We start from the raw sequence: 25,524 nt of genomic DNA on the forward strand, positions 1-25,524 counted from the left end.
TGGTGCCCGCTCTACCTACCACAATGCGCGAACGATCATCTCCGCGAGAACACTTTCCTCTGACGGCAGTATACCAAACCGATTGTTCGACATGTGCAACAGACTCGGAAGGAGAGCACTGCATGCTTCTTCCCAATCGTTTGCAGGAGCGTCTTTGATTACGACGCCACCGCTCGCGCAGAGATTACGCAGCGCCGCCATCAGCGGCAACGTGTTCTCAACAAAGTCACACAACGGCTCGGGCAGTTGGTCAACCTCGAAGGATGCAGCGGCCCAGACACGTTCGATCATTTCGCTGTGACCGTCGCCTACCGCAAGCTGATCAACAACCTCCGTGGTCGCGGACGTCACTTGGCCTACGCGAAGTCTCGCACCCAACCAATGATTGCGGTGCAATTGAGCAATTCTTGATGCGCCGTTGCGACCCACTCCGCTGATCGCGAGGAGCGCAACCATGGCCGATAGCGCTATGCCATAGCGACTCTCAAGGGCGTCAAGCGAGAAGGTTTCAACCACCCGACATGCGAGTTCACTTGATGTTGCGAAGAGAACTTCGCAGAGAGGCAGAGCGCCGCTGCCGCCGTATCGCGCCGTCTCTGGCACATATGGAACCCACCACACCCCCGACAGAGATGATGGCTGCGCAGGCTCAGGGAGCGCGGGAACGGGCGCACCGAGTCTGGTCGCAGTGAGCTGAGCGGCCAATTCATCCTCCAACAGTGCTTTTGTTGAAGCGAAGTTTCTGCGCCCAATGCGCAATCGCAGCCGGAGGTGCGGGCCGTTTTCACCGTATCGGATGAAAAAGAACCGCGATGCGTCCCCGCGGCGAATGCAAGCTCGCGCTGTTGGAGCGATCGCGCGCCTAAGAACGTCGTCGTATGCCTGTCGCCCAGCATTGGGTTCAAGATAGATGTGCGCGCCAACCCAAACGTCTTCCTGTTCATCGCTGTGTGTCATACTACGAGCATCGGCAATGTGGGCAGGCGTAGGGAATGCGGCTCGCCGCTTCCGCGGCCACTGACACGCACAAATCAGAGCACCCGCGTTTCAGACCAGCGAAGCCGCCGGTGCTCCGACCGTTAGCGCACGTACTCGTATCGAGCGTCAGATATCGGAGAAGGCGCCCCAACCGCAAGTTTCAGGCCCGCCCGTGCATCCAGTGCAACCGTTAGTGACAGTGCCACAGACTTCAGTGACAACACCGCAGGGACCGCCGCCCCCGGTTCCGGTCCCCCCTGTATCGGTGCTATCGGTTTGAATGTTGCAGGCGTCATCCGTCGTGATTGTGCAGGCTCCACAGGTAGGGTCGTTCGTCGTGATGAGCCCACAGGTAGTGTCGTCCGAAACGAGGGTGCAGACTGTACAGGTATCCAACCCGCGAACTGTACCCTCGTCGCGCTTCAGACTTGGAGTCGTTGCAAACGACTTGACCTTGAGATCCTGCAAACGCATTCGCACCTTCTGTGATTCGGCCACTGCTCCTCCTTGGGAGATTGTCAGACTGCACTACACGAGTGCTGTCGCGGACATTCACCAATGCGACACCTCGCCGTGGTGGCGAATATACGGATGCCCTAAAACCTGTCAAGCCTGTATTGACGGTCGTTGTTTGCTGGCACGGGACACATGGTAGGGATTTCAAAGGGTATTGGTGTAGCAGACTTGCCGTTGTTCGAGTCAAGATTGATACTCGCCACTGCTGGATGCGTTTATATAGAAGAGGAAAACCACGAGTACATGAGAAGTCGTCGATCCCACACTCCGACATCTGTACCGTCGTTTCGTGAGGCATTGTCGCATTGGATGCGGCTGACGACGCTCATTCGCAGCTACTGGAGCGGCATGGCACAGGGCTTCGCGCTATCGGCGCTCGTTGGTATGCTCGGATTGGTGGTACCGTATGCGTCTAAACTCCATTTCGACAACGTCTATCCGGCGCACGACGTCAGCCTTCTCCGTGCTCTAGTCGGGGGGGGCACGGCTTTCTCAATTGCGTCAGCGCTGATGGGAGCGATACGGAGCTACTACACTCAAGTAATCACAGCGAAGATGTCGGGTGCTGTTGCGCTATTGTACTTCAATCACCTGCAGCATCTGCCGATGCGCTTCCTCGAAAGGCATCGCGTTGGTGAAGTGATGGGTCGAATCGCCGACATGCGTTCGGCGCTGGGCACGGTATCGCGCTCGCTGCAGACTGTGTTCATGAGCGGAATCTACGTCTTCTTAGTGCCCTCTTTTTTTGATGGTCGTGATCATCGCGGCGTTCGGTTAGATCTGGATCAGAACTTACGGCGCGCAGCTTTTTGAGCCATTTTTGCGCTACCAGGAGACGCTGGGGTATGTCGCGGAAGATGGGCGCGAACTACGACATGCGGACGACTGGTCGGCGGGGACCCTCTCTCTGGCGAGAGAGGGGTATGCCTCCGAATTCGCACGTGAACCCGACGTCCGATATGCATATGCACTGCGCTAGCTATTCACCAATTCCGCGAGGCGTTCGAGTCCGCCGACGCGCGGCCGACGTCGTGCTCTGGGTCATCCTCAGCGTCGGCGCGATTGTACCGACCACGACACAGGCGCAATCACGCCGAGCGACCGAGGGCTCCATTGGTCGACTGGAAGGCGTGGCGTACGACAGCATCTATGCGCGGCCATTGTCGGGCGCGACGATCCAACTGGCATTCGCCAGCAACGTCGCCGTGATTCGCTTCGCGACCACGGACGAGCGCGGACGCTTTGTGTTCGACAGCGTCGCACCGGGCCAGTGGATCGTCGGCGCCAATCACCCGCGGCTCGATTCGCTCGCCATCGTGCAACTGACTCGCGGCGTTGATGTGAAATCGCGAGGCGTCACCCGCGCCGTGATCGCCGTGCCGTCCGCGGGTTCACTGATCACGCAGGAGTGCGGCGCCAGTGTGGCGATCGATTCGAGCGGCTACCTGTTCGGCACGCTCCGCAACGCGCGGCCACCACACGTCGCGGTGTCGGGCAGTGTACGCGTTGAGTGGCCCGAACCGGAAATCGTGGGCGGCGTCTTTCGGCGTCAGCTGCGTGAACTCACGCTGCGTACAACAGCCACCGGGGAGTACTCCGTGTGCGGCGTGCCGCCCTACGGACTCGTTCGTATCCAGGCGTGGAGCGGCGCCGATTCCACCGGGATACTGCTCGCGGACGTGCCGTCGCACGGGATCGGTAAACTCGATCTCACGCTCGGCGCCGCGCGGCGCATCCCGCTACCGGATACGGTGCTCGCGTCCGATTCATCAGCCGCCTTCGAAGGCGATACGTCGTCACCGGCCTCCGCGTCGCGCGCAACCGTCACGTTGTTGCGCGGTACAGGTATCGTACGCGGGGGCGCGCGCACGACCTTCGGCGCACCACTCGCGAACGCGCACGCCACCGTCTGGGGCACGGGGGTCAACACGACGTCAGGGTCCGATGGTCGCTTCGCGCTGACGGACCTCCCCACCGGATCGCACGTGCTCGAGTTGCGCGCGATCGGCTATCCATTGACACGACGAGTGATCGACATCGTCGAGGGTGAACCCACGATGATCACCGCCGCGCTCGAGAAGCCAGCCGATCTGACACCCATACAAATTCGCGCGCTGCGCTCGAGGATAATGGGAGTGGATTTGAGCGGCTTCGAGAAGCGGAGTCGGGGCGCCATCGGACGATTTCTCGATACCCTGCAACTCGCCCGCATCAACGCGATCACGCCGGTCGACGTGTTCCGATTCGTGCCGGGCGTTCGCGTCGTACCCGGCCCGGGTGGCGACAAGATTGTCTTTGGAGCGCCTGGACGATCGTGCGATCCCACGATTTACGTGAACGGGGTGCCGGCCGCCGGCAACTTCACCCTCGATATGTACGTCAACGCCGCCGACCTGCGCGGCGTGGAGATCTACACCAACCCGGTCCTTGTGCCGTCGGAATACAAGGCGGAAACCTTCTGCGGCAGTGTGGTGTTGTGGACGGGTGTTACGCGCGATCGGAGGCGGTAGTCCTGTGCGCGATACGCTATCGATTGCCATGCGTCCACCACTCACCTCGCCGAGTCCGTCTTCTTATGCGATTCCCCTTCATCGGACTCATCGTGCACGCGTCTACTCGCGCGCCAGGGTAGCGCTGCGCGATACGCCCGAGCGCTTCATCTCTCCACGAAATCGGGGCACGTTCACGTTCAGCACAGCTGTTGTTAGGTGCTTAACGCCAGCTTCTGCTGCGGACGCTCCAATACGATGCGCGCGGAGCGCGCTTCCGAAAAGGCCCGACAGCAGCAAGCGTCGTTATGGTGCAGCGCGTGAGAGCCAGTGGTCCGGGTGACGACTCCCGTGGATCACGCCAACCACGCTGATTGTACGCGGGTAGATCTTGAAATAGACCGCGTAGGGGAACCGTGCCAGCAGTACACGGCGCAAGCGCCCGCGCACCACGGGATAGCGCTCCGGCTCCGCCGCGATCTCTTCGAGCGCGCGATCGACGGCCGTGAGGAAGTGGGCCGCCGCGTCTGGCGACCGAACGCGATACCACTCGAAGGCGTCGTCAATCTCCGCTTGAGCGCGGCCCCGGACGACGAGCGCGGGCACTTAGCGGAGTCGGGCGCGGAGCTCGTCGCGAAGCACGGTCCACGGGATACCGACATCAGGGTCCGCATCAGCTTCGGCCTCGCGTCGATCGAGCTCGACCGCGAGTGCGGGCGAGAGCGGGGCCGCTACGGCGGGGTCGAGACTATCCCAGAGGCGACCGATGAGCGTGATGCGCTCTTGGGCCGTGAGGGATTCGAGTGTCGGCGATTTATCGACCATGAGGGGAAAAATGGCGAGACCAGCGGGCTACAGCAATCCCTGGTCACGTCACCATAACGCCCCAGCTCAGCTGCAAGGGAGTCGGACAATGGTGCGGGCAGCGCACCTCCGAAATGCCCCTGTCAGCTGCAGTGTTCGTTAGAGAGCGGCGAGCGGATACTCGAGGTACGATCAGCGGCTTATCGGAAGCGAGTGCCACTTCGCATCGCGGTCGACGCCCCTGTTTGCTGCACTTGCGGGGAGGCCTGGACACGGTGCTTCTACAGAATCCAAAGGCACCGTAAGCGAAGCGCGGGCGACAGAAGTAGAGCGCAGGTCGCGAATGCGATGAATGCCGGTTACAGGGCTCACGGTAGTTACCCGAATCGTTTGGGCGCTCAAGCGCGACACACCGCCTGGAATCTCAGCGAGAGCTTGCGCAGGGCCAAACCAACGAGCAACGATCAGCTCGGCGACTGGGACATCGGCGATCGTCGTGCGACCGCGCGCGAGCTCCTCGACGCTACATCCACCCGCGGCACACACCGTGTCCGTCGCAACCTCGACGTGCCAGTAGATGCGGTGTTCGGCATGGTCTGTGGTTGTCACCGAATCCGCAGAAACAGTGTCTACGCGCGTCTGTGCGAACGGGAAGAACGCTGGCCAGCCGTCCCGCCGCCCTGCGTAGTTGAACGCAGCGTCGGCGATCTGCAGTATCGAAAACTGCCTGGCCGCTGAGCGGACCAAGACGAAACCGGTACTATCGAAAAGGTAGTAATCACCAGCCACGGCCGGTGACGGTCCGACCGTTACATCTCCGACCCTGATCACAGGCCGTGGGGACCGCGTGAGAATATCGATGCGCCCGCGCGTTCCGGCCCACGTGACTCGCATACCCAGCGGCCTCACTGGACCAGGGCCTCCAGGCGTCACGTCCGGGGTCGTATCGACGACGAAGGCGATCCCCCGGAGGTCGGAGACCTGAGCGCGGGCATCGCGCGCGAGCGAGAAAAATACGCCAATGCCACCGAGGACAATCGATACACGTCGCATGGTCGCTCCGAAATGAATGCCTGTCGCTCTCTAACGTGGGCTTCTGCTGCAAGTGCTCCCATAAGATGCGGTTGTGGGGCCACTGCAGTCGTTCCACAAAGTGGAGTAGTGGCCCCACAACCGCTACCGCCTCCGCGCTTGTCGGCAGCAAGCGTCGCTATACGGCTCGGGAAGAACTTTATGGCGCTCGAACGACGGTTCGTCCCATCGATCGGATGTGCCCGGTGAACCTGCAAACCCTTTACGGGGTTCAGACCGTCGAAGCACACAGGGTACCGCTGCCCAGAAATTTCCCGTCGTGCCTTCGGCGAATCGCGGTAGCGGCTTCGTCGCTTCAGCTGCCAGCCTCCGTGAGAGTCGATTCAATAGGAGCGAACCGTTGAGAACCGCTACGATAGCGCTTGCTGCACTCTCTGCCGCCTACGCGGCTTATGGAACGGGCGCCGCGAGTACCGACCGCATCGCCTTCATCAACGCGCGAGTCCTCGACGACTCGACTTTCGTCGCGCGCGCGCTTGTCGTCGAAGGCGGGCGTTTCGTGGACGCCGATCCGGCGACGGCAAGCCGCACCGTGGACCTGTCCGGTGCCTTCCTCGTGCCGCCGTTCTGCGAGGCGCACAACCACAACTTGGGCAGTGCCGACGGGAACCAAGAAGCAATCGATCGATACCTCCGCGAAGGCATCTTCTATGTCGGGGTGCTATCCAACCTGCCGGCGCTGACGGATCCGATTCGTCAGACCTACAACAACGCCCGCAGCGTCGACGCGATTTTCTTGAACGGCGGCCTGACGGCCACGGGCGGGCATCCCATCCGTCTTCGCGAGTCCCTGCTTGAACGAGGGCTGTACCCGGGCTTCACGCGTGAGTCGCTGGCGGATCACTCGTACTTCGTCGTCGACTCGCTCGCGGACTTGAATCGGAAGTGGCCGCAAATCGTCGGCTTCCGGCCAGACGGCATCAAGGTCTTCCTGCTGTGGTCCGAGGACTTTCCGCGACGTCAGCGCGACACGACCTACTTCGGGCAGAAGGGACTCGATCCGAAGCTCGTGCCGCCGATCGTCGCACGCGCGCACCGACAGGGACTGCGGGTCTTCGCTCACGTGGAGAGCGCACACGACTTCCACGTCGCGGTCGAGGCTGGCGTGGACGTCATCGCTCACCTCCCCGGGAACGACTCGCCGGCTCGCATCGCAGCGGCCGACGCACGCCTGGCCGCCGCACGCGGCGTGCGGGTGATCACGACGGCGGTGCTCATCGAGCGTCCGGCGCGCAAGCGGGACACGACCAACTATCTCGCAATGCGCGCCGCACAGATCGAGAACCTCCGGCTCCTGCGACAGTCTGGAGTCGTGCTGGCGGCGGGAAGCGACGAGACGAGACAGACCAGCACCGCCGAGATCGACTACCTGCAGGGACTCGGTGTGTTCAGCCATGCCGCACTGCTCGATGTCTGGGGCGCGGCCTGCGCGAGTACGCTGTTCCCAAAGCGGAAGCTTGGAAAGCTCCGGCCTGGCTACGAAGCCAGCTTCCTCGCCCTCGGCGCCGATCCGCTCGCAGACTTCGCGGCGACCCGCGATATCCGCCTTCGTGTGAAGGATGGGGTGGAGATGCCAGCAGCGACGGCTCCGTAAGTTGGCGGTCGCAGCGCCGCTCGGCCAGCGACCTTCAGCGACTCGGGGGTCGCGCGGTGAGATGTATGGCGCAGCGATTGCGAACGGATGACGCGCCGCATCCCGCCCCACCATTCGCACCGGCGGTCATCGGCAGCACGCGTCGTTATACGACGTCGCGGCCAAGCCGCCGGAGGGTCTCCACGTGCTCGACATCCGTCTGCCTGCTCAATGCCAGGCGGGCTGTCTCGAGCCGACCGACTGCATACTGCATACTGCATACTGCATGCGGTTGAGAGGCAAGAGCTTCACGGAATGTCGCTGCAGGAACGGAACGAGTTCGTCGATGTGCATGACGCCCGCGGGTACATCGGTCTTGAACTCGGCGCTTCCGCAGCACACCACAACGGACTTGATGGCGTCGCGCGGAACGCACTCAAGCAGGTGTGGTAGTCTTTGGTCTCGATCGCGAACACGCCGAACCGCGAGACGAGAATGTGGTCCACCTGAGTGGTCCCGTCGTCCATGCGTAGCGTGACGTGATTCATGAGGTGATAGTCGGGTGCGCGAAAGTGTCCGAGCAACACACGCGATACGAGTTCCTCTCCGGAGTTCTGGAAGGATGGGAACCGCCATGCGCCGAAGGACCTGAACCCGCGTGAGTCGGATTTGCGGCGGCGGCCAAGCACGAAGCCGAGCACCGCGGCTGCGCCGAGCAGGATGTAAAACACCGACCGCTCCGCCGCGTTGAGCGCGTCGAAGAATTCTTTGAACGGAAGGATCGCGAGTATGTTCGGCGCTCCTCGGTCCCGGAGCGCGCATGCCCGACGCGCGCAGGCGTCGCCGCTCCCTCGACTGGTGTCGGATCACCTGCACCGCCTGCAGACGGTCTACGACGAGCGCTTCGCGCGCGAGTATGGCCCATGGCGCCCCGTCGTCGCGCACGTGGCCGACAAGTTCCTCGCATGTGGCATACTCGAGCACGGCTTCGCCCGCATCCGCTGCCACGACTGTCCACACGAGTACGTGCTCGCGTTCTCCTGCAAGTCCCGCTACTTCTGCCCAAGCTGCAACGCCAAGCGGTTAGCGATCTGGACGCAGTGGCTGGACACGACCTTGCTCGCGCCGGTGCCGCGCCGGCAGGTGGTGCCATCAAGCGGCCGCGCGCCTACTGTCTGTATCGGCGCTGTCTGCTCGGCGAGATCGCCCGCGTCGCCGCCCGCACCGTCACGGCCGTCATCCGGACGCTCACGGGCGAGCGCGACCTTGCGGTGGGTATCGTGGCGTGCTTGCAGACGCACGGCGCTCGGGCCAACTGGCACCCGCACCTGCACCTCCTCGTCACGGACGGAGGCCTTCGGCCTGATGGGACGTTCGTTACATGGCCCGTGCAGGACACCGCCCGGTTGACCGAGGCGTTCCGCCGCGCCGTGCTGCGGTTGTTCGTGCGGCTCGAACTCTTCGATGAAGACCAGGACGCGGGCGCATGCTGACGTGGCCGCATTCCGGGTTCCACGGGCACACCGCCGTGTGGCACGGGGCCCTTGGTCCCCGAGGGCGATCGCGCGTTCGCCACCCGCCTCGCGCGCTACTGCGCCCGGAGTCCCGTCGCGCTCGAGCGGCTGACCTACGCCCGCGCCGCCAAGACGGTGACGTACGTCGGACAAGTCCTACGGCCCGACGGCGGGCACCGAGACCGCCGACCCGCTCGAGTTCCTGGCCCGCGTGCTGGTGCACATCCCTGACAAGGGCCACGTCACCACGCGGAGCCCGCCATCGATGTGGGCCCCCGCGAGCCGGGGCCTGGCACGCGCCCCACGCCCGTCCGCCGACGCTGCGCCGGTCACCCGAGGACGGCCCACACGCCCGCCAGTCGGTGCTCGCGCGGACGGTGATCGCGTCGTATACTCGACCGATCGTCGACCCGCCCCGATTCAAATTCCTAATTCCAGTGGAGCAGCGCAAGTGATGACGCGCATGGTGCACCGCCGCGCTCCGCGCGCCATCGCCGTGCTCTTCGCGTGTACCGGCACGCTGGGCGGCGCGTGCCTGCACGCGCAAGCGTCCGCGTCGGCCGTTCGGCCGGGGCGTGTCGACATCACGAGCGTGGACAGTATCACGCGCCGGCCACTCGCCGGCGCCAGCGTGCGCCTCGTGTCGGTGCTCGACACCACACGCGTGTACGATGCCACGCTCGATGCGCGCGGACGCGCGCGGGTGGACAGCCTGGCGGCAGGGCCGTGGGTGCTCACGGCGCGTCACGCGCGGCTCGATACGCTGGGCGTCGGGAGCGTGATGGTGCCTTTCACGGTGCGCGCCGGGCGCGGTGTGACGGCACACGCGGCGGTACCGTCGGCGCGCACGCTCGTGTCGCGGGTGTGCGGAAGCGCGGCCGCACCGGGTACCGGCTACCTGTTCGGTACGTTGCGGCGCGCGGTGCCGGCGCGGACGTCGCCGCGTGCCACGTCATCGGTCAGCACCCTGCCCCTGAGCGCGGGACAGGTGACGGCGCAGTGGCTCGACCTGCGCCTGGAGGCGGGACGCGTCGAACGCACCATCGTGACCACTGATGTGCCGGTGGGCGACAACGGCCGCTACGTGGTGTGCGGCGTGCCCACCGAGACGACGGTACGGCTGCGTGCGGTGGGCGCCGAGGAAGTGAGCGGCGTGGCCACGTTCAACACGGCAGCCATCGGCATTGTGCCGCGCGACCTGGTGCTGGGGCGTGCGGACACGGTGGTGACAACGCCGAGTGGCCCGCAGACCCCAGAAGACAGCGGCGTCGTGGACATCGTGCTGCGTGGCGCCGGCGGCATGCGCGGCACGGTGCAGACGCTCGACGGGCGCCCGCTCGTCAACGCCTTGGTGAGCCTGAGTGCGACGGGGCTCGACACGCGCACCGACAGCGCGGGGCGTTTCCTGCTGACGGAAGCGCCTACCGGCACATGGACGCTCGACGTGCGGGCGTTTGGCTACGCACCGTGGCAGCAGCCGGTGGACCTCATGCCCGGTGACACCGTGGGACAGGTGGTGGCGCTGGTGCGCGCGCAGGCCATGGACACGGTGCGGGTGCGCGCCACGGCGACCGCGCGCACGGCGCTCGGACGGAATCTCGCCGCGTTCGAGGAACGGCGGCGCGCGGGACTCGGGCGCTTCTTCGGGCCAGGCGACCTGGAAGAGATGCTACTATTTCGCTTCACTGACGTGCTGCGCGGGGTGCCCGGTGTGCGACTCGAGCTGACTGGCAGGGCAGATCGCGTGATCACGATGCGCGGCACGTACGGCCGTTGCGTGCCCACCGTGTTTGTCGACCGTATGCGCATTCCCGGCACCGAGGCGCTCGACAGCTTCCTCCCGCCCGACTTCGTAGCGGCGGTCGAGGTGTATCAGGCCGGCTTCGCCCCGCCGGAATTCCAGGACATCTTCAGCGGCTGCGGCAGTATCGTGGTGTGGACGGGCGCGCGGCGGTGAGCGCGGGGTCGGTCTCCCGCTGAAGGCGCGACGGAACCCTCCCGGTCCACCACCACGGAGCATGCGGGCGATCGACGCGCTCAGGGATTGGAGTCATCGATTTCGCGCCGGGTATGCATCAACCAGCGGCTCAATCGTTCCCGGCGCGTTGGATCCTCAGGGCTCGTGGTAGCTGATCGATGCGCCGTTGCAGTGTGTGCGGCTCCACCTCCGCTGTCCTCCGCAGCCCGGTCTCGGGCCTTGAGACCAGCCTCTACACTACCGCCATTTTGTGAGTCCGGCTGGAGCAGGATCTGGGAGAAGACCAGGCTGCAGACAAATCAGGCAACGTCGTAGACTATCTGTCGGCATACGTTCACCTAACGTCTGAATTGAGCCGCGCAACGAAGTGGCGTCAGCTTGAATGAATTGTCAGACCTCAGTTCGCGTCACTGGGAACGGGCTGTGGACGTGGCAAGTGGATGACATGCTTGCGATAGTTGATGATTGTGCCGGGCATTGCATTGGTCACGACATAAGCAATAGGCAAGCCAGGGTCAACGTCTGTGACGACTCTCGCCGAGAAGCCGCGCGAGCGCAGGAACTCCGCTGCTCGGTTGGCGCTGGCCTCCGGGTTGCTTGAAACAAGGCCGATACCGGAAGTTGCAGAATCAAGCTTTTGCACGACCTCGGGGCGCGAGTAATTAATGATGGTGCCGTCCCACATGATGGAGCGAAGTATGTCGCTTGAGTCAGAGCGGAAGCGCTCACGAATCCCGTCTTGTTTCAGCAGCGCGACTATTGCTGCCTTTGCTTCCGGGGATGAAGCGGCAAAGATGCGGGAGCCAACGTCCGGGAATGGAAGTGGATTGCGGCCAGTGACAAGCAAGGCAGTCCATATAGCGAGGCCGACAAATAGCAGGGCAGCGAGCAGGATGAGCCACATTGGCAGAAACATGATCTGTCACCTCTCGTGAGAGTAAGTCTGAGGTCTAACGCCAGCTTCTGTTGCGAGCGGACCTTCCGATGCTTCGTGCTGCGATGATGGTCGGTCCGCTCGACCACAGCAAGCATCGTTGGGCTGGCGAGTGTGAGGACCGCGGTCAAGGTGTCCATCGCGATCCCCACCGCGCCGCCGCTGCGATCTCAGGGACGGCGGCGGACAAGCGGAATCTGTACGCGCTGCTGGAAGAGGGTGAAGCCCGGCGCGACGCCGTCGATCGGTTCGGCGAACTCGATGAGGATACCCTCGTGCTCGTGCACGAAGCGGTTCTGGCCGATGTGGACAAGGGGGAACGGCGCCTGCCCCTCCGTCTGCGCCTCCAGCCGCGTACCGACGCGCCGCACGGTAATCGTCAGCCCATACGCGTCTGCCGCATAGACGCCGGGGAGGGCGGCCGCGGCGACCTCCGTCAGTGGGACAAGAGTGAATCCGGGGAGCGGCCGTGCGACGCCGTAGAGGATGTCCCAGACGTGAAAGAAAATGCGGTTCTGCGGGTAGTTGTGCCCGTTGATCGTCAGCGCGAGCGCGAGCGAATCGTCCGGCACGTACCCCACGAGCGCCGTGAACGCGCCCGTCGATCCGTCGTGCGAGAAGCCCCTCCGCCCGGCACCGGGGATGGAGAAGGGGCTGAGGCCTTTCCCGCTGCGCCGCTCGCCATCCACGAATCCGTTCGTCATCTCCCGCACGCCATCGGCACTGATCAGGCCGCGCTCGAACAGGGCGGCGAGAAAGCGCGTCAGGTCTGCCGTGGTGGAGACGATCGCGCCGGCGCCACCCGCGTTCTCCGGTGCCTGATCGGGCTGCAGAGCCCAGTGCCCGTCGGCAAAGTAGTACGAGCGTGCCTCGTTGCGCTCCGGCCGAACCGCGCCGCCCACGCGCGTGCGCCGCAGGCCCACGCGCGTCGCGATGCGACGCCGCAACTGCTCCGCGTAGCTCGACACCGTGACATTCTCGAGGATGTAGCCGAGCAGCAAGTAGTTGCTGTTGCTGTATCTTCGCGCTGTCCCCGGAGCAAACTGAGGCGGACGCGCCGCGATTCTGCGCAGCAGCGAATCCCGGGTCAGTGGCACTGCAGGGTCCATCTCCACGGCGTACTCGTGCAGCCCGCTGGTGTGGCCGAGCAGGTCGCGGAGGGTGATGGCGTCTGCCCCCGGCAGCGCGGGGAAGAAACGTGACAGCCGCGTATCCAGCGTGAGCCGCCCTTCGTCGACGAGTTGGTAGATCATGGCGGCGGTGAGCGGCTTGGTCACGGAGCCCACGCGGTACATCGTCGCCTCGTCCGCGCGCCGCCATCCGTTGTGCGCGCTGTCGCTCGCACCAAGCGACCGCTGATACACTACGCGCCCCGCGCGACGGACGGTCACTGTGCCCATCATCCGGTCGTGCACCTCCAGCACTGTGAAGAGGCTGTCCAAGCGTGCGCGATAGCCGGGCGCTTGCGCCGTCGCTTCCGACGCGTTGCCGAGGCCGCACATGGCGAGCACGGCGATCGAAATCCAGCAGGCTAGTCGATTCATGCTCTTCGCTCCGAGTGACGAAGACGATTCAGGGGTCGCAATCTTACCGCTACGGTTGGTAGTGCTACATTATGTAGCATACACCCCTGTCCCGGTCAACCCTCGCGCAGCGCCGACTGAGCGGGCGCGGCTTGACCCGTGTACAGAAGTGCTACAAATTGTAGCATATGACGCCCCCAAAGAAGGAGCTGCCACCGCTCGGTGAACTGGAAGACGCGGTGATGCAGCTGGTGTGGCGACACACCTCCGCTACGGCCGAGGAGCTGCGCGCGCGCTTGGAGCGGCCGCTGAAGGAGTCGACCGTCCGCACGGTGCTTCGGCGGCTGGAAGAGAAGGGGTACGTGCAGCACCGCGTGGATGGACGCACGTACGTCTTTCGTCCGGCCGTGCCGGCGGCGGAGGTGGCGGAGCGGAGCGTGCGTGGGATCGCAGCGAGGATCTATCGCGGCTCTCTCGCCGACCTGCTGGTGGGACTGGTGGACGACGAGCGGCTCACGCCGGACGAATTGAATCAGCTGGCTGAGCAGGTCGCGCGGGCGCGGGAACGAACGAGATGACGCTCCTGCTGGCAGAGTCGATGCTGCGCTCCGGTGTGCTGGGCGCCGGCGCGTGGCTGCTCCTGCGCCTGCTGCGCGTCCGCGATCCGGCGCGCGAGTTGGCGGTGTGGCGAGCCGTTCTGCTCGCATCCGCCTGTATGCCGCTGCTGCTTCCCGCCCTGCGCGCGGCGATGCCCGCCGTGACATCCGGTATCGCGCTCCCGCCCGCGCTGGTGCCGACCCATGCAACGGTGGCTCGCGGCGCGACGGAGGGTGTGGTGATCGGGTACGTCGCGGTCACTTTGGTGCTGCTGTCGCGGGTGGGGCTCGGCTTGTTCGCGGTGACGCGCGTGTGGCGCGGCGCGGCGCGGATTCCGGCGCTGTCGGCGGACGGGATCGCCGTGCGGTGCAGTGTGGAGGTTGCGGGTCCATCAGCCATCGCGCGGGGCGTTCTGCTGCCGCACGGATGGGAGCATTGGAGCACGGAGGTGCTCGAGCGTGTCCTCGCCCACGAGCGTGCTCATGTGCGCCACGGCGACTTCGCGTGGATGCTCCTCGCGCGCGTCTACCGCGGCGCGTGCTGGGCGAACCCGTTGGCGTGGTGGATGGAGCGACGTCTCGCCCTGCTCGCGGAGCAAAGGAGCGACGATGCAGTCCTCGCCTCGCATCCGGACGCGATCGGCTACGCGGAGATGCTGCTGACTTTCTCCCGCGTCTCGGCGCCGCGCCTGTCGCTGGGGATCTCGCGTCGGGGGACGCTCGCCTGCCGCATCGACCGTATTCTCGCCGGGAACGACACCACGCCCTCCCATCTGCGCCGCACGTCGACGCTGCTCACGGTCTGCGCCATTGCCCTCGCGAGCGTCGCAGCCCCTTGGCTTGCCCTGAAGCCCGCCTCGCTCGTCGCTCAGAAGTCGCGCCTCGCTCCCATCGACGCGGAGCTGGCTCCGCTGCGCCCGCTCGAGTCGACGCTCGCTCCCCTGGCACCGCTCGCCACGCGGTCGGCGCCGGCAGCCGACAAGCCAGGAGGCCTGTAGCAGGCGCTGCGGTGTATGACCCGACATACTTGCAGTCTCGCCGGAACTGCGCACCACCGACGGTATGATCCGGGCATTGACACCTTCCAGCGCGCGGTCCGCTCGACCCGAACGATGCGCGGACGCGGTCAGGGTTCGCGGAAGTGTGGGCGCCGGCGACTGCCGGCGAGTACGTCAGCCGACATCGCTGCCAACTCGATCTGCCTGTCGGCCAAGGACACGGCGCGCCATTGCCGTCGCTCATGGCCAATCGCCGCCTCTCGCCGACGTCGCGCTCGGCGGCGCCCCGGGCGCCTCGCTCATTGCGCGTGGCCCGCGCGGGCCCGCCGTGCGCAGGCTCCGCGATTGCAGTCTTGATCCGGCGGCGCGCGACCCTGGCATCACCAGTCACCCCAGTTCTTCAACGAACTCGGATGTCCGTTCGACGTGACTGCGAAGCCCAAGTCACTACATAACGCCTGAGTTAAGCCGCGCAGCGGAGTGGCGCGGATTTTGGGCTAGCGTAGCGTAAAGCCCAAAACCGTGCCACGAAGCGGCGTCGGCTTGAACGAATTGTTAGGCGGCGCCCGGCGATTTTTTTTCGATTGCCTTGCTGCAGATCACATAGCCCCATCCTACCGAGCCGAACGTGATCAGCGTTAGCAGATACGAGAACACCCCTTGCACGCAGCGCGCATCCGTTAAGCCGGCATCACGCAACGTGGCGGCGTATGTCGATGTGTGCCGCGCGTCGACGATGAGCACGCGCCCGCCAGGCGCCAATACGCGCGCGATCTCGAGCACGGCGATCCGACGCTCGCCGGCGTTATAAATGTTGTGCAGCGCCATGCTCGACAGAACCACGTCAAAGCTGGCGTCAGGGAAGGGAAGTTTTCGCGCGTCTCCGGTTTGCACCTCGACTTTATCTGAGACGCCTTCGATCACTGCGTTGCGTAACGTGCCCTCGGCGTTGTTGCCGCTGAGATCTTCCTGCTGCCATTTGTCGATGCCGACGGCGCAGCTGGTTGAGAGACGTTTGGCTGCACCGATGAGAAACAATCCCAGCCCGCACCCCACATCCAGCACACGCTCATGTCCGTCCCAGTTGATCTTGTCCAGATATGTTTCTCGCTCGCGTATCTTCCCGATCTTGCTGTCGTAAATCATCCACAACGCCATGGCGCCGAAGCCCAAGCCGACCAACATCAATGGCCGGGCGATCACCGCAATAGCATCCTGCCGGGACCATTCACCAAGTAGCCGCGTGATCAGCGAGATCATTCCCAACGCCGCGACGATGAGCATGTTGCGCACCGCTACCGGGGCATCCTGGCCGTAATTTGGAGTTTGATTGCCTTTCATGTTTTCCTTTCATCCGCTAGATGCAGGTAGCCGTGTCGTGTTCGGGTAATCAGATACGCCGCCGCGGCAGGTAGGCAGGCAGTTTGGGACGGGACCAAACAGCGTCAGCGCCGAAGATGTGGCGCGTCCGCCTAACGCCAGCGTTGTGCCGGGGCCGCCCCGAATAGGACGCCGTGAACGCAGGCGCGCCACCGCCGGAGTTACACGGCGGACGACCGGGCGGCCGTCGGGCACCAACGCGAGGTTCGGTCGCACCGCCCGCACGGACCTGCTAGTCGACACGCGCATCCCAATCGGACCGCAGGATCGCGTACTCCTCCACATCTTCGTAGATCGCCCCTTTTCGATAGCGCCCCCGATGGAGGCCCTCGCGCTCCATCCCCACCTTCTGCATCACGCGACCGGACGCCGGATTGCGCGGCAGATGCGAGGCTTGGACGCGATGGAGCGCGAGCGTGTCAAATGCGAACGCGAGCACCGCGCGGACCGCCTCCGTCGCATATCCTCGGCCCCAGAAGGGCTGGCCGATCCAGTAGCCGAGCTCGCCGCGATCATGCACGCGCGTAATCCGCAGGCTGACCGTGTCGCACAGGCCGTCCGTTGCCGTCGTGATCGCGAACGTGACCGCGGTCCCGGCCCGCCAGGCCTCGTCGAGTGTCGCGATCCACGCCTCCGCCATGCCGTCGTCGTACGGATGCGGAATGTTCAGCGTCATCTCGGCGACTGCCGCGGCGCCCGCGAGCCGCTGAACGGCCGGCGCGTCGGCGAGCGCGAACGGGCGCATGATCAAGCGAGCGGTAGAAAACGAGGGCTGGTCCACGCGGGCTCCACCAGAGACGAAGGCGATACCGTGCGTACGGGCTACGGCCGCAGCGACGACGCCAGGTCGGCGGCCACGTGCTGCTGCACGAATGCCAGCGCGTCGACAAAGATACGCGAACAACTCGGTGGCGCCCGCTCCGCGATGGGATGCCACCAAAAGGTGAAGCGGTGGCCGCCGTCGTCGGCGGTGTCGTGGTCCCACGTGTTGGGCAACGATGACGTGGCCATTTCGCAGAAGTGCCACACCTGACCAGGGGGCCCCTGATGCCAGGCACCGAGCTCACGCACGGAGACCGCGCCGATGACGCCTGACTCCTCCAACAGCTCGCGCGCGGCGGCCGCAGCGATCGCTTCGCCCGCTTCGACGTTGCCCTTCACGAGTTGGGTGCCCGCGAGGGGATGCTCGAACACGAGCACCTCAAATCGGTCGCCCTGTCGGCGCAGCACGACCGGAACCACCTTCACAACAGGCATGAACGGGACTCTAGAAGTCTGTCGTTGCGACCTAACGCCAGCGTTGTGCCGCGGCCGCCTCGAATAGGACGCCGTGAACGCAGGCGCGCCAGCGCCGGAGTTACACGGCGGACGACCGGGCGGCCGTCGGGCACCAACGCGAGGTTAGACGGCAAGCTGCCTATACGACGTACTCGGCCCAGTCACTCCAGAGGTCGTCCGAGTAGCCCTCTCGCTGGATTCGCTCCAATACTGGCGGGGAGAATGCGTCGGATGACCAGCCGACTGAACGACCAAGTCCACCCACAAAGAGACTTCGTTGAAAGTAGGTCGCGTACGTGCGAAGCGCGGCGTTTTCCTTCGCCATGAGTCGGGTAAGATGTTCGACGAGAGCACTCATGACTTCACCTCGCGAACGTTGGGTAGCGTCGAGGTTTCGACTCATCATGTAGCAGGTCACTGGACCGCCTACCCTGTCGTCTGCTTCGAAGAGCTCTCGGTGATCATCGTTGACGTGAGGAAAGACGGCCAAAGACTTAGTGGCAACGCACGTTACGAGATCGGCGACACAAACGACGTCGGGAATCTGCCAAGGATGCTCGACCCTATCGAAGATCGCGTTCTCCAAGCTCTCGAGAAGTCGGAAGTATGCTGTGTCCTCTCCGGCGCTCCACGTGTGAGAGTGGGCGAGTACACCGAAGGCAATCTCACGCTGCAGCTCTCGGTACGGCGTGCCAGTGCGTGTCTCAGACATCGATTTAATACTCTTACAGCTCTCGACAATCTTGGGCAGATGAGCAGGGCGCAGAGTCAGTTTGCACTCGAACGCAGCTACGACGCCTCCTGCGAGATATGTCTTCTTGTCGCGAAGGTGAAGTGGGTAGTCAGGGCGAAGAACCAGCACATCAACCTGAGGACTCGCCTCGCCGCTCGCACCAAGAATTCGCCCCTTAGTGACAACAGGATAGGTCGCCGGAAGCCAGTTGCGTAGCAGGGTCGCCCAGTTTTCCTCTCCTTGGTCACCGGCAGTGCCGGGATCTTCACCAACCCGGGACTGAATCCGCGCGTACTCATTCGACATCTGGTCTTGAAGTGACCTCATGAACGCCGCGAGGTCGTGCTCCTTTAGTTGCTCGTGTGCGCTTGTCGGCATGTATAGACCATTTCTCGATTCGGGAGGGGAATACCGCGAGGCGACCATCGCTCTCCCTGAAAGTTTCGTGCAACCGTCTAACGCCGAAGTTCAGCTGCGGAGCCGCGAGGATGACTTTTGTTGCCCGCCTAGGACTATGCGCGGCTCCGTCAGCTGCAACGATTTGTTAGGTGTCACGGATCACCAGCAGTCAGCCCTGCGCGTAACTCGGGCGAGAGGCGTCCATACGTCGATAGATAGAATTGCGCATTGGAGTGCCCGGACCACAGCGCGAAGTCAATGATCGTAAACGCTTCTCGCGCTCCTGGAACGAAGCACGAGGCATCCAGTACGTCGATACGCGGAAGTCTTGCCGCGATCAGCTTGAGCACGTTTTCCATCTCTTCGCGAGGCGGCCCGGCGACGTCCCTCACCTTCACATCGTGTCCGCTCAGCCGCTCGATGCGAAAGGCGCACCTTGGCACGTACGGCTGGCCCGTGCTGGACGGGCCAAGATCGAGTCCGGCTAGATCAAGGCGGCCGAAGTATTTCGGAGTGAAGCGAACCAGCTCGGAGTCATCCTGAATCGATTCGTATGCGCGAACCTCTGCCTCGAAGAGACGAGCGGTAACGAAGTCATGGTCCTCCCAGTCCTCGACAGGATCATGAGTATGCTTCGCGCGGCGGTAGACCTTAGCGACCGTTTCGTCACCCAAGTCGATAATGTCTGCGAATCCGCCACTGCCTAGAATCGACAGCATGGTTCCTCTGATGAATCGTGAGTGACACCTAACGCCGCGTTCTGCGGCAAAGGCTCTCATAAATTAGCGGTGAACTGCGCAGGGCGGAGCCCTGCGCAGTTACACAGCCTACCGCCCTGCCTTTGACTGCAGCAACGCTCGTTAGGCATCTTCTCGGCGCGGAGGTGGGCCGAGGTCATGATCGAATGCGAGCGCATGCAAAGCGCGCAATGCACCCGTCGCGTGCTCGCCCCAATGCGTTCCAAAATGTAGCTGCCATCGCCATGCAGCGACGTCAATCTCGCCGCGCCGCCACGGGAGCAATCCGCGGCGGAGGTCGCGCGCGATGCTGAGGATGTCGTCTGCCAGGTTTCCTGTGACGGGAGTTTCCGACTCTGCAGAATACGGTGCGAATACTTCACGATATCGGGCGCGAGGACCCAGATGGGTGGTCAGGGCTCGCATCCGAGTCATGAATTCGGAAGTCGATTCGAGTTCTGGCTCCGGCCGCGTTCGAGGACTATTGCCCAGGTCGAGTTCGACGTCATTCGCGTCAGATTCGTCATGGTCCTTTGCATCATCGACAAAAGTTGTCACGTCGGGCAGCGCCAGTGCAGATGCATAGAGGACCGGAAGCCGCCTATGGACTTCGTGCAGGAAACTCTCGGGCGACATCTGCAACGCGCTGTCCACAAGTGCACAGAATCCGTCAGCCCGATTCGCGAATACGTGAATGGATTCGTCAGAGATCACAGGTGTTTGCCTTGCGCCGATGGTAGTCGAAGATGCCTAACGCTCGCGTTCTGCTGCGGGGCCCTTCCAAAGGATGTGGCCAGCGACCGAAGGGAGCAAGGCCACAATCCTTGAAGGCCCTGCCAGCAGCAACGCAAGGTTAGACGGCAGCGGTGCTTGCCTCACCGTTTCTCGGTGTCGGCAATCTGTGTGATGCCAGGCGCGTCTGGACTTCGACGCAAAGCGCAAGGAAATAGTCGCGCGCGTAAGCCGTCGCAATCCACGAGTACTCGTTGGATATCCGCAATTGATCGCCGTGCTGCGACGAAGTAACGACGACATATGCTTCGGCATTGCTCACACTCTTTCGGTGCGCCGCCTGCAGAAACGCCTTTGTTCGAACAATCTGCCGTAGCGCTCCGGCGTCACGCGACTCGTTCAAGAGTCCGCCTGCGTGCATTTGACAGTGTCTGATCTTCAACGCTGCATTCACCTGTGGCCAAAGTTCCTGCCGCGAAGTACTGACTCCCAGCTTGCTGAGAGTGTTGAGCGATCGCTGTAGTCCCTGCCCCTTAGCCGAGACTGGCTCCTTTGAGTCCTCAAGCGCGAGTCGCGCCAACCGCAGTGTGAACACCTCCAACAGCGAGAGAGCCACAAAGAGATTGCTTACGGCTTGATAGTGTGGAAATGCAGAGTCAAGACTCTCGGACTCGAGCCCAATCCGTAGCGCGCGAGTTTTTGAGGCGGTGGGGAAGTACGCAGCCAGTTTCCGTGATTCGATCCGCTTGAGCGTGTCGATGAGCTGCGGAGTCTTCCACACGTAGTCGAGCAGGATCATGAACTGCCAATTTGCATCGCCTACGAGAGCCGGAATGGCGTCTGTCGGATTCCGAGAGTGAGTCATTGAGAAAGTGCTGAATGCCGTCTAACGCCCAGCTTCTGCTGCGGGCGAACCCATAAAATGCAGCGGCGCAGCCGCTGCTTCTATAAACTCGCCCGCCAGCAGCAAGCAACATTAGCCAGCAAGCGGGGCAAGGTCCGCGAACTGCGGAACCGAGTATAGAGTGGAGTGCTCGATAGTCCCCTGATAGCCGACGCACCGTAACTGCTGTGTTGCTACCTGAGCTTCCTCTTTCGACCAGCGGGGATCAAGAAGTATGTGTTCCACCAGCTCGTTCGGATCGCAGTCAAACTTGAAAATGTCACTGCAACCTTGCTTTCCCGTATGGCGATCGAAAAGCAGTCGCGTTTCCATCTCATGTGAGAACTGAGTGCGCTTGAGTAGCAGCGTCTTCGCAATCGCTAGGCCATCTGACGTCAAAAGCTGTGCTCCGACGTTTAGCTTCGATAGCCATTGATGAATGGAGTCTTCCTTCTGGTACTCAACTCGACCCAGAAAGCATTGAATCGCGGAGAGTTGTGAGTCTGCTCGATAGATCGTGTCAAAAAGTGCTCCTGCTCGCACCTTGAGGCGCATACCACGCACCTTTCCTGGCGCGTAAATGCGCCAAGTCGCATCGGTCTCAGGTTCGCTATGGCACCAGCACTGGCCATAGAAGCGATGCGTTAGACCCGCGAGCGTAGCGAATTGATCTTCGCCTATTTGCACGCGGCAGCGCGAGAGGAAGTTCTCGAACGGATCATCCCACTTTCGCGGTGCCACCAGAACGTTCTTCCGTTCGCTGAAGAGCTGCAGTGCTCTATCGGATGGAAAGACTCGCCAAAGCCTGTCGTCTTCGCTGGTTTGCAACAGGTTACGCGTCGGCGGGGAATCGTCGAGTAGCATCGAAACCTGAGTAGGATGGTGGGTATCTGGCTAACGCCCCAGCGTTCTGCTTCAGCGCCTCCAACAAGATGCGGCGGGACGGGCGACGTGCGCCAGCGCGGCGCCCGCCTGCCGCACACCGCATTGCGCTGTCGGCAGCAACGCGCCGTTAGGCAGCCGTAGCGAAACACAACTGCTGCTGGCAACCATACACCACTCGTCCGGTGCCTCGTTACACCACTTACGCTATTCTCGCACGCTCTGGCAAGCCAACAGCTTTCTGCTCCGCTTCTTCAGGACCAACCAGCAGAACGCGAAGGTCTTGGACCGAAACATCGTCAACCTTCGATCGCATTTTCGACACTACAGTGGCCAGCGCATCCGCGGATGGCCCGGACCTAACTGCCGCACCGACTCTTTCGAAGTGAACGAGAGCGCGGATAACTTCGGCGCTCCCGTAGACTGCGATCCGAGCTTTCGCGTCCGCTCCATCGCGATATACGTCGCGGAGTTCTTCGTCTGATCGCAGATGCGCTGATGCTGCAAGCGCCTTTAGGTAGTCGACGTACGCTTGCGATCGTAAGTTATCCTGCTGCTTCTGGTGTTCTGACCGCCGACCAAGTCGGAATTGAAGCGCCGCACCAACGACGATCCCGATCAACGGCAGTATGGCGAGGAAGATATTGTCCAACCGGACTCCGTTGTTGTCTGCCTAACGCCCAGCGTTCTGCCGCGGCGGCGCTGCCATAAGGTGCGGCCCGCGAGCGGAGCGAGCAAGGCCGCTTCCTTATGGCGCCGCCGCCGGCAGCAACGCGTCGTTAGACGGCATGCGATTGGCGACGGTTCACCACCTCGCACATGATTAGCCGAGCCTTACAATCTGCCGATACGATTGGCTCAACGACCGTGTTCGCGAGAAAACGCGCCGCCGACTCCTTCACAAACTGCGTCCGCATCGTCGTGCGAAATAGCTCGACACTGGAAAACACATCAGACCACCACGGCCCGCTGCCGACATACGCATCAACCATCAGGAACATGCAACTCTCCACAGCCGGAGACAACTCCGCGAAAAGTTCGAGCTTGATGAGATCCTGTTCGACTTCCCAAGGTGCCGGTCCCGTATGCCCGCGATTCTCGAGGTGCACACGAAACGGCTTGCCAAGCACGCATTGCGAGCGGCGATCGTCCGCCTTGCTCGACTTCACTTCGAGAATATGAAAGCGATCTCCACGTTGAACAACGAGATCCGGTCGACTTCTGGCAGGAAACGCTTGAGTCGATATACCTAGCGTCTGACGAAGCTCCGCTCGCTCGATCAATCCGTCAACCACCAATTGATCACGAACGACGTCACGCATGAGCCTCTCTAGAAGGTGTTCGCGAACGTCGAATCGACCGCCGGTCACTCGCGGCCGACAAAGGGTCCGCAACGTTTGGTCCGTGACCAATCGTCCCCGAAGCGCTGTGATAGGCCATGGTTCGAAAAACGTCGACAATGTGTATCCCGTAAACCAACGTGGTTGCCGTCTAACGTACTGGCGTTCAGCGGCGGCGCGAAGCGCCGTCCGCTGCAACGCCTTGTTAGCCAGGGTGGCTGCCTCTGCCTACAGTGTGGCGATCGCCAGCCTGAAGCCGTTTCGAAGGTAGATCGCCTGCTTGGCAGCGCGGTCGACCGCGATACGGTCGTTGTAGATCTCAAGATTCGCCACGGCATCGTCATCAAAGCGAAGCGACATCTGGGCCGTGACCATCCCCATGACCTCGGCGTCGAAGTCGATGGGCGCGCCGACGAAGAGCTGTCCGACAAAGAGTTGAGCATCGTTACCAACGAGACGCTTTGCTGGTGCGCGCGCACCAAACGTCGAGACGCCGACTGTCACTTCAGCCAGCTGGTCGACGGCATAGACGGTCGATGAGACCAGAAACGTCAGATCGTTGTCCATTGTGAGCGGGTGCGGCGGAGCGGGGATGGGAGTCGGTCGATTGTTCGGGGTAGCGACTTGGAACTGATTGCCGTTCTGCCACCAGACATTCGAACTGTTGCTGAAGAGCAACCCTGTGCCAGCCTTCACAGCTCTACCAAAACGCTTGGCCATCGCATAAAGCAGATCCGCGCCGTCTTCGCCAGCTCCTGTGTTGCAAGCCCAGATCGACATCAATGGGGACGGCGAAGACTTCAACCTCTCCAGTTGGGGACCCCAAGAATACTCGTTCCACCCGAGAATGTACTTGTTGGTGTCAAATGGCCCCGACTGCCCAGCGCCTGTCTCCAGAAGGCCTTCGCTGCCGTGCCCGCCAATGTTGCATGCGCCCGTCCCCTTCTCAAGCTCAGGGAGGTCCGGTGCGATGGTCAGAGCTACGGGAATGAGCAGATTGTCGACCGCGTGAGAGGTGGAGCCGTGGCGCTTGCACTGCCAGAAACGAGCTGCGACGTTGTTGTTGGCACCGTTGTCAGGCCCATTCGAGACTGTGTTCCGGTCGCCGATGCCGCTTGGCACTGCGAGGTATGCAACCTTGTCGAGAGGAGTGAGGTTCTGTTTTGCCATGGTTGTTTGTTCCTTGCGAGAAGTCGGGGGAATACTGAACTCTGGCTAACGCTCGCGTTGTACTGCGGGGCCCTTCAACAGGATGCGACCAGCGAGCGCAGCGAGCAAGGTCGCAATCCTTGAAGGCCCCGACAGTACCAACGCAAGGTTAGGCCTCAGTCGAGGGCGACGACTTTTCTTCAACTTCAGCACCATACTGCCACTGACGCCCAACAATCCGATGCTTGATCTTGCATGCGCTGCAGTCGAACTCAAAACCGATATCAAGATGCCGGTTTTCTACGGTGGTGGATGCTCCGCAGGCGACGCACTGAAAGTCCGACGCCATGAGTTTCGGAATGAAGCCACCATCGACCTCATCCAAATGATACTGCGCACCACAGGCAGGATTCAGGCAATCAGCGCGACGCAGGCTGCGCGCGGACTTCTCGTTGCGAACTACGACCGACTTGCACCTCTTGCATGGAAAGCTGATGATGGTCGCAAGAGTCGATTCAAATGTACTGTCGACAACTGGTTGTAGTTCGGCTACAAAGTCCGCCAACTTCCTCCGAAGCATTACGTAGTCAACGTGCGTCACGCCGTTCACCGTGGGTGTCGCTACGTGAAGATAGCTCCCAATAGAGTTATAGATCTTTCGTAGGCGAGCGAGTGGAATGACTTTTCTCTCTCCGAGAACCGTTAGCGGCGCCGCAAGCTGACCGTCGGGAGTCTCCGGCGCAAAGCGCACGATCACTGGTCTGTTCGCGTCGGGCTCAAATTCTGACAACGCCTTCATTGCCTGAGGTGGCTGCCAGACCGCCAGGACGGACGGTGGAATTCTATCGGAAAATGTTTGGAGTTTTGCGTATGTTAGCGCCTCAAGGACGAAGCGAAGTTCGAGACAGGCGTAGGTGAGGTCTTCGTCACTTCCGCTATCAATCAGTCTTCGCGCCTTGGAGAAGGCGCTCTTTTTGATGGTTTGATACATGACCCCTCCATGAGGCCTAACGCTC

Annotated in this window: 23 protein-coding genes and 2 pseudogenes; 10 read left to right on the forward strand and 15 right to left on the reverse strand. The window is 62.6% G+C overall.

Annotation, left to right across the window (positions count from 1 at the left end; genetic code table 11):
- Positions 1–15 precede the first annotated feature (15 nt).
- The gene (locus tag WG208_RS10835; protein ID WP_337171371.1) at positions 16–957 is read right to left on the reverse strand and encodes a thiopeptide-type bacteriocin biosynthesis protein; all 942 of its coding nucleotides are present in this window, start codon (positions 955–957) and stop codon (positions 16–18) included.
- 846 nt (positions 958–1,803) lie between these two features.
- Here WG208_RS10835 and WG208_RS10840 point away from each other — a divergent pair.
- From WG208_RS10840 to WG208_RS10860, 5 genes are all read left to right on the forward strand, one after another.
- The gene (locus WG208_RS10840; RefSeq protein ID WP_337171372.1) at positions 1,804–2,307 is read left to right on the forward strand and encodes an ABC transporter transmembrane domain-containing protein; all 504 of its coding nucleotides are present in this window, start codon (positions 1,804–1,806) and stop codon (positions 2,305–2,307) included.
- A gap of 218 nt (positions 2,308–2,525) precedes the next feature.
- Positions 2,526–4,004 carry a carboxypeptidase regulatory-like domain-containing protein gene (locus WG208_RS10845; protein WP_337171373.1) on the forward strand — a complete coding sequence of 493 codons (1,479 nt, stop codon included), beginning with the start codon at positions 2,526–2,528 and terminating at the stop codon, positions 4,002–4,004.
- A gap of 318 nt (positions 4,005–4,322) precedes the next feature.
- Positions 4,323–4,865, forward strand: a complete 543-nt coding sequence (locus WG208_RS10850; RefSeq protein ID WP_337171374.1) for a hypothetical protein — start codon at positions 4,323–4,325, stop codon at positions 4,863–4,865.
- A 1,354-nt stretch (positions 4,866–6,219) separates the two neighbouring features.
- Positions 6,220–7,473 carry a hypothetical protein gene (locus tag WG208_RS10855; protein WP_337171375.1) on the forward strand — a complete coding sequence of 418 codons (1,254 nt, stop codon included), beginning with the start codon at positions 6,220–6,222 and terminating at the stop codon, positions 7,471–7,473.
- A gap of 294 nt (positions 7,474–7,767) precedes the next feature.
- A complete protein-coding gene (locus WG208_RS10860; RefSeq protein WP_337171376.1) occupies positions 7,768–7,905 on the forward strand; it encodes a hypothetical protein in 138 nt (45 codons plus the stop codon).
- A 50-nt stretch (positions 7,906–7,955) separates the two neighbouring features.
- Here WG208_RS10860 and WG208_RS18770 read toward each other — a convergent pair.
- Positions 7,956–8,183 (reverse strand): annotated as a pseudogene (locus WG208_RS18770) (hypothetical protein); the annotation flags it as partial.
- A 220-nt stretch (positions 8,184–8,403) separates the two neighbouring features.
- Between WG208_RS18770 and WG208_RS10865 the strand changes: the two are divergent.
- The 3 genes and pseudogenes from WG208_RS10865 to WG208_RS10875 all read left to right on the forward strand — a co-directional run.
- Positions 8,404–8,541 (forward strand): annotated as a pseudogene (locus WG208_RS10865) (transposase zinc-binding domain-containing protein); the annotation flags it as partial.
- 11 nt (positions 8,542–8,552) lie between these two features.
- Positions 8,553–8,945, forward strand: a complete 393-nt coding sequence (locus WG208_RS10870; RefSeq protein ID WP_337171377.1) for a transposase — start codon at positions 8,553–8,555, stop codon at positions 8,943–8,945.
- A gap of 475 nt (positions 8,946–9,420) precedes the next feature.
- A complete protein-coding gene (locus WG208_RS10875; protein ID WP_337171378.1) occupies positions 9,421–10,923 on the forward strand; it encodes a carboxypeptidase regulatory-like domain-containing protein in 1,503 nt (500 codons plus the stop codon).
- A gap of 418 nt (positions 10,924–11,341) precedes the next feature.
- Here the strand turns inward: WG208_RS10875 and WG208_RS10880 are convergent, their stop codons facing one another.
- Together WG208_RS10880 and WG208_RS10885 are read right to left on the reverse strand one after the other, a co-directional pair.
- Positions 11,342–11,860 (reverse strand): hypothetical protein, encoded by a 519-nt coding sequence (locus WG208_RS10880; protein ID WP_337171379.1) that lies wholly within the window; start codon positions 11,858–11,860, stop codon positions 11,342–11,344.
- A 188-nt stretch (positions 11,861–12,048) separates the two neighbouring features.
- Positions 12,049–13,422, reverse strand: coding sequence for a serine hydrolase domain-containing protein (locus tag WG208_RS10885; protein WP_337171380.1), 1,374 nt, complete (start codon positions 13,420–13,422; stop codon positions 12,049–12,051).
- Between the two features lie 167 nt (positions 13,423–13,589).
- Here WG208_RS10885 and WG208_RS10890 point away from each other — a divergent pair, with 167 nt between their 5' ends.
- Together WG208_RS10890 and WG208_RS10895 are read left to right on the forward strand one after the other, a co-directional pair.
- On the forward strand, positions 13,590–13,979 hold the full coding sequence (locus tag WG208_RS10890) for a BlaI/MecI/CopY family transcriptional regulator (protein ID WP_337171381.1): 390 nt from the start codon (positions 13,590–13,592) through the stop codon (positions 13,977–13,979).
- The gene (locus tag WG208_RS10895) at positions 13,976–14,995 is read left to right on the forward strand and encodes a M56 family metallopeptidase (RefSeq protein ID WP_337171382.1); all 1,020 of its coding nucleotides are present in this window, start codon (positions 13,976–13,978) and stop codon (positions 14,993–14,995) included. Before WG208_RS10890 ends, WG208_RS10895 begins: the two co-directional genes overlap by 4 nt.
- A 555-nt stretch (positions 14,996–15,550) precedes the next feature.
- On the opposite strand, the gene WG208_RS10900 is transcribed toward WG208_RS10895, so the two are convergent.
- The 11 genes from WG208_RS10900 to WG208_RS10950 form a co-directional block, all read right to left on the reverse strand.
- Positions 15,551–16,336, reverse strand: a complete 786-nt coding sequence (locus WG208_RS10900; protein WP_337171383.1) for a class I SAM-dependent methyltransferase — start codon at positions 16,334–16,336, stop codon at positions 15,551–15,553.
- Positions 16,337–16,607: 271 nt separating this feature from the next.
- Complete coding sequence (locus WG208_RS10905) at positions 16,608–17,120, reverse strand: GNAT family N-acetyltransferase (protein WP_337171384.1); 513 nt, start codon at positions 17,118–17,120, stop codon at positions 16,608–16,610.
- Between the two features lie 77 nt (positions 17,121–17,197).
- Positions 17,198–17,632: an NUDIX domain-containing protein gene (locus WG208_RS10910; RefSeq protein ID WP_337171385.1), complete on the reverse strand. Its 435-nt coding sequence runs from the start codon at positions 17,630–17,632 to the stop codon at positions 17,198–17,200.
- A 160-nt stretch (positions 17,633–17,792) separates the two neighbouring features.
- Positions 17,793–18,812 (reverse strand): DUF6602 domain-containing protein, encoded by a 1,020-nt coding sequence (locus tag WG208_RS10915; RefSeq protein ID WP_337171386.1) that lies wholly within the window; start codon positions 18,810–18,812, stop codon positions 17,793–17,795.
- 125 nt (positions 18,813–18,937) lie between these two features.
- Complete coding sequence (locus WG208_RS10920; RefSeq protein ID WP_337171387.1) at positions 18,938–19,504, reverse strand: hypothetical protein; 567 nt, start codon at positions 19,502–19,504, stop codon at positions 18,938–18,940.
- Between the two features lie 141 nt (positions 19,505–19,645).
- Positions 19,646–20,236 carry a DUF5063 domain-containing protein gene (locus WG208_RS10925; RefSeq protein ID WP_337171388.1) on the reverse strand — a complete coding sequence of 197 codons (591 nt, stop codon included), beginning with the start codon at positions 20,234–20,236 and terminating at the stop codon, positions 19,646–19,648.
- 139 nt (positions 20,237–20,375) lie between these two features.
- Positions 20,376–21,053 (reverse strand): hypothetical protein, encoded by a 678-nt coding sequence (locus WG208_RS10930; RefSeq protein WP_337171389.1) that lies wholly within the window; start codon positions 21,051–21,053, stop codon positions 20,376–20,378.
- 177 nt (positions 21,054–21,230) lie between these two features.
- Entirely contained in the window at positions 21,231–22,001 is a 771-nt protein-coding gene (locus WG208_RS10935) for a hypothetical protein (RefSeq protein ID WP_337171390.1), read from the reverse strand.
- Between the two features lie 797 nt (positions 22,002–22,798).
- Positions 22,799–23,341: a hypothetical protein gene (locus tag WG208_RS10940; protein ID WP_337171391.1), complete on the reverse strand. Its 543-nt coding sequence runs from the start codon at positions 23,339–23,341 to the stop codon at positions 22,799–22,801.
- A 246-nt stretch (positions 23,342–23,587) separates the two neighbouring features.
- Positions 23,588–24,529 carry a hypothetical protein gene (locus WG208_RS10945; RefSeq protein WP_337171392.1) on the reverse strand — a complete coding sequence of 314 codons (942 nt, stop codon included), beginning with the start codon at positions 24,527–24,529 and terminating at the stop codon, positions 23,588–23,590.
- 148 nt (positions 24,530–24,677) lie between these two features.
- Positions 24,678–25,499 carry a hypothetical protein gene (locus tag WG208_RS10950; protein ID WP_337171393.1) on the reverse strand — a complete coding sequence of 274 codons (822 nt, stop codon included), beginning with the start codon at positions 25,497–25,499 and terminating at the stop codon, positions 24,678–24,680.
- Positions 25,500–25,524: the final 25 nt, after the last annotated feature.

The organism is Gemmatimonas aurantiaca, from assembly GCF_037190085.1.
GTDB classification, from domain to species: domain Bacteria; phylum Gemmatimonadota; class Gemmatimonadetes; order Gemmatimonadales; family Gemmatimonadaceae; genus Gemmatimonas; species Gemmatimonas aurantiaca_A.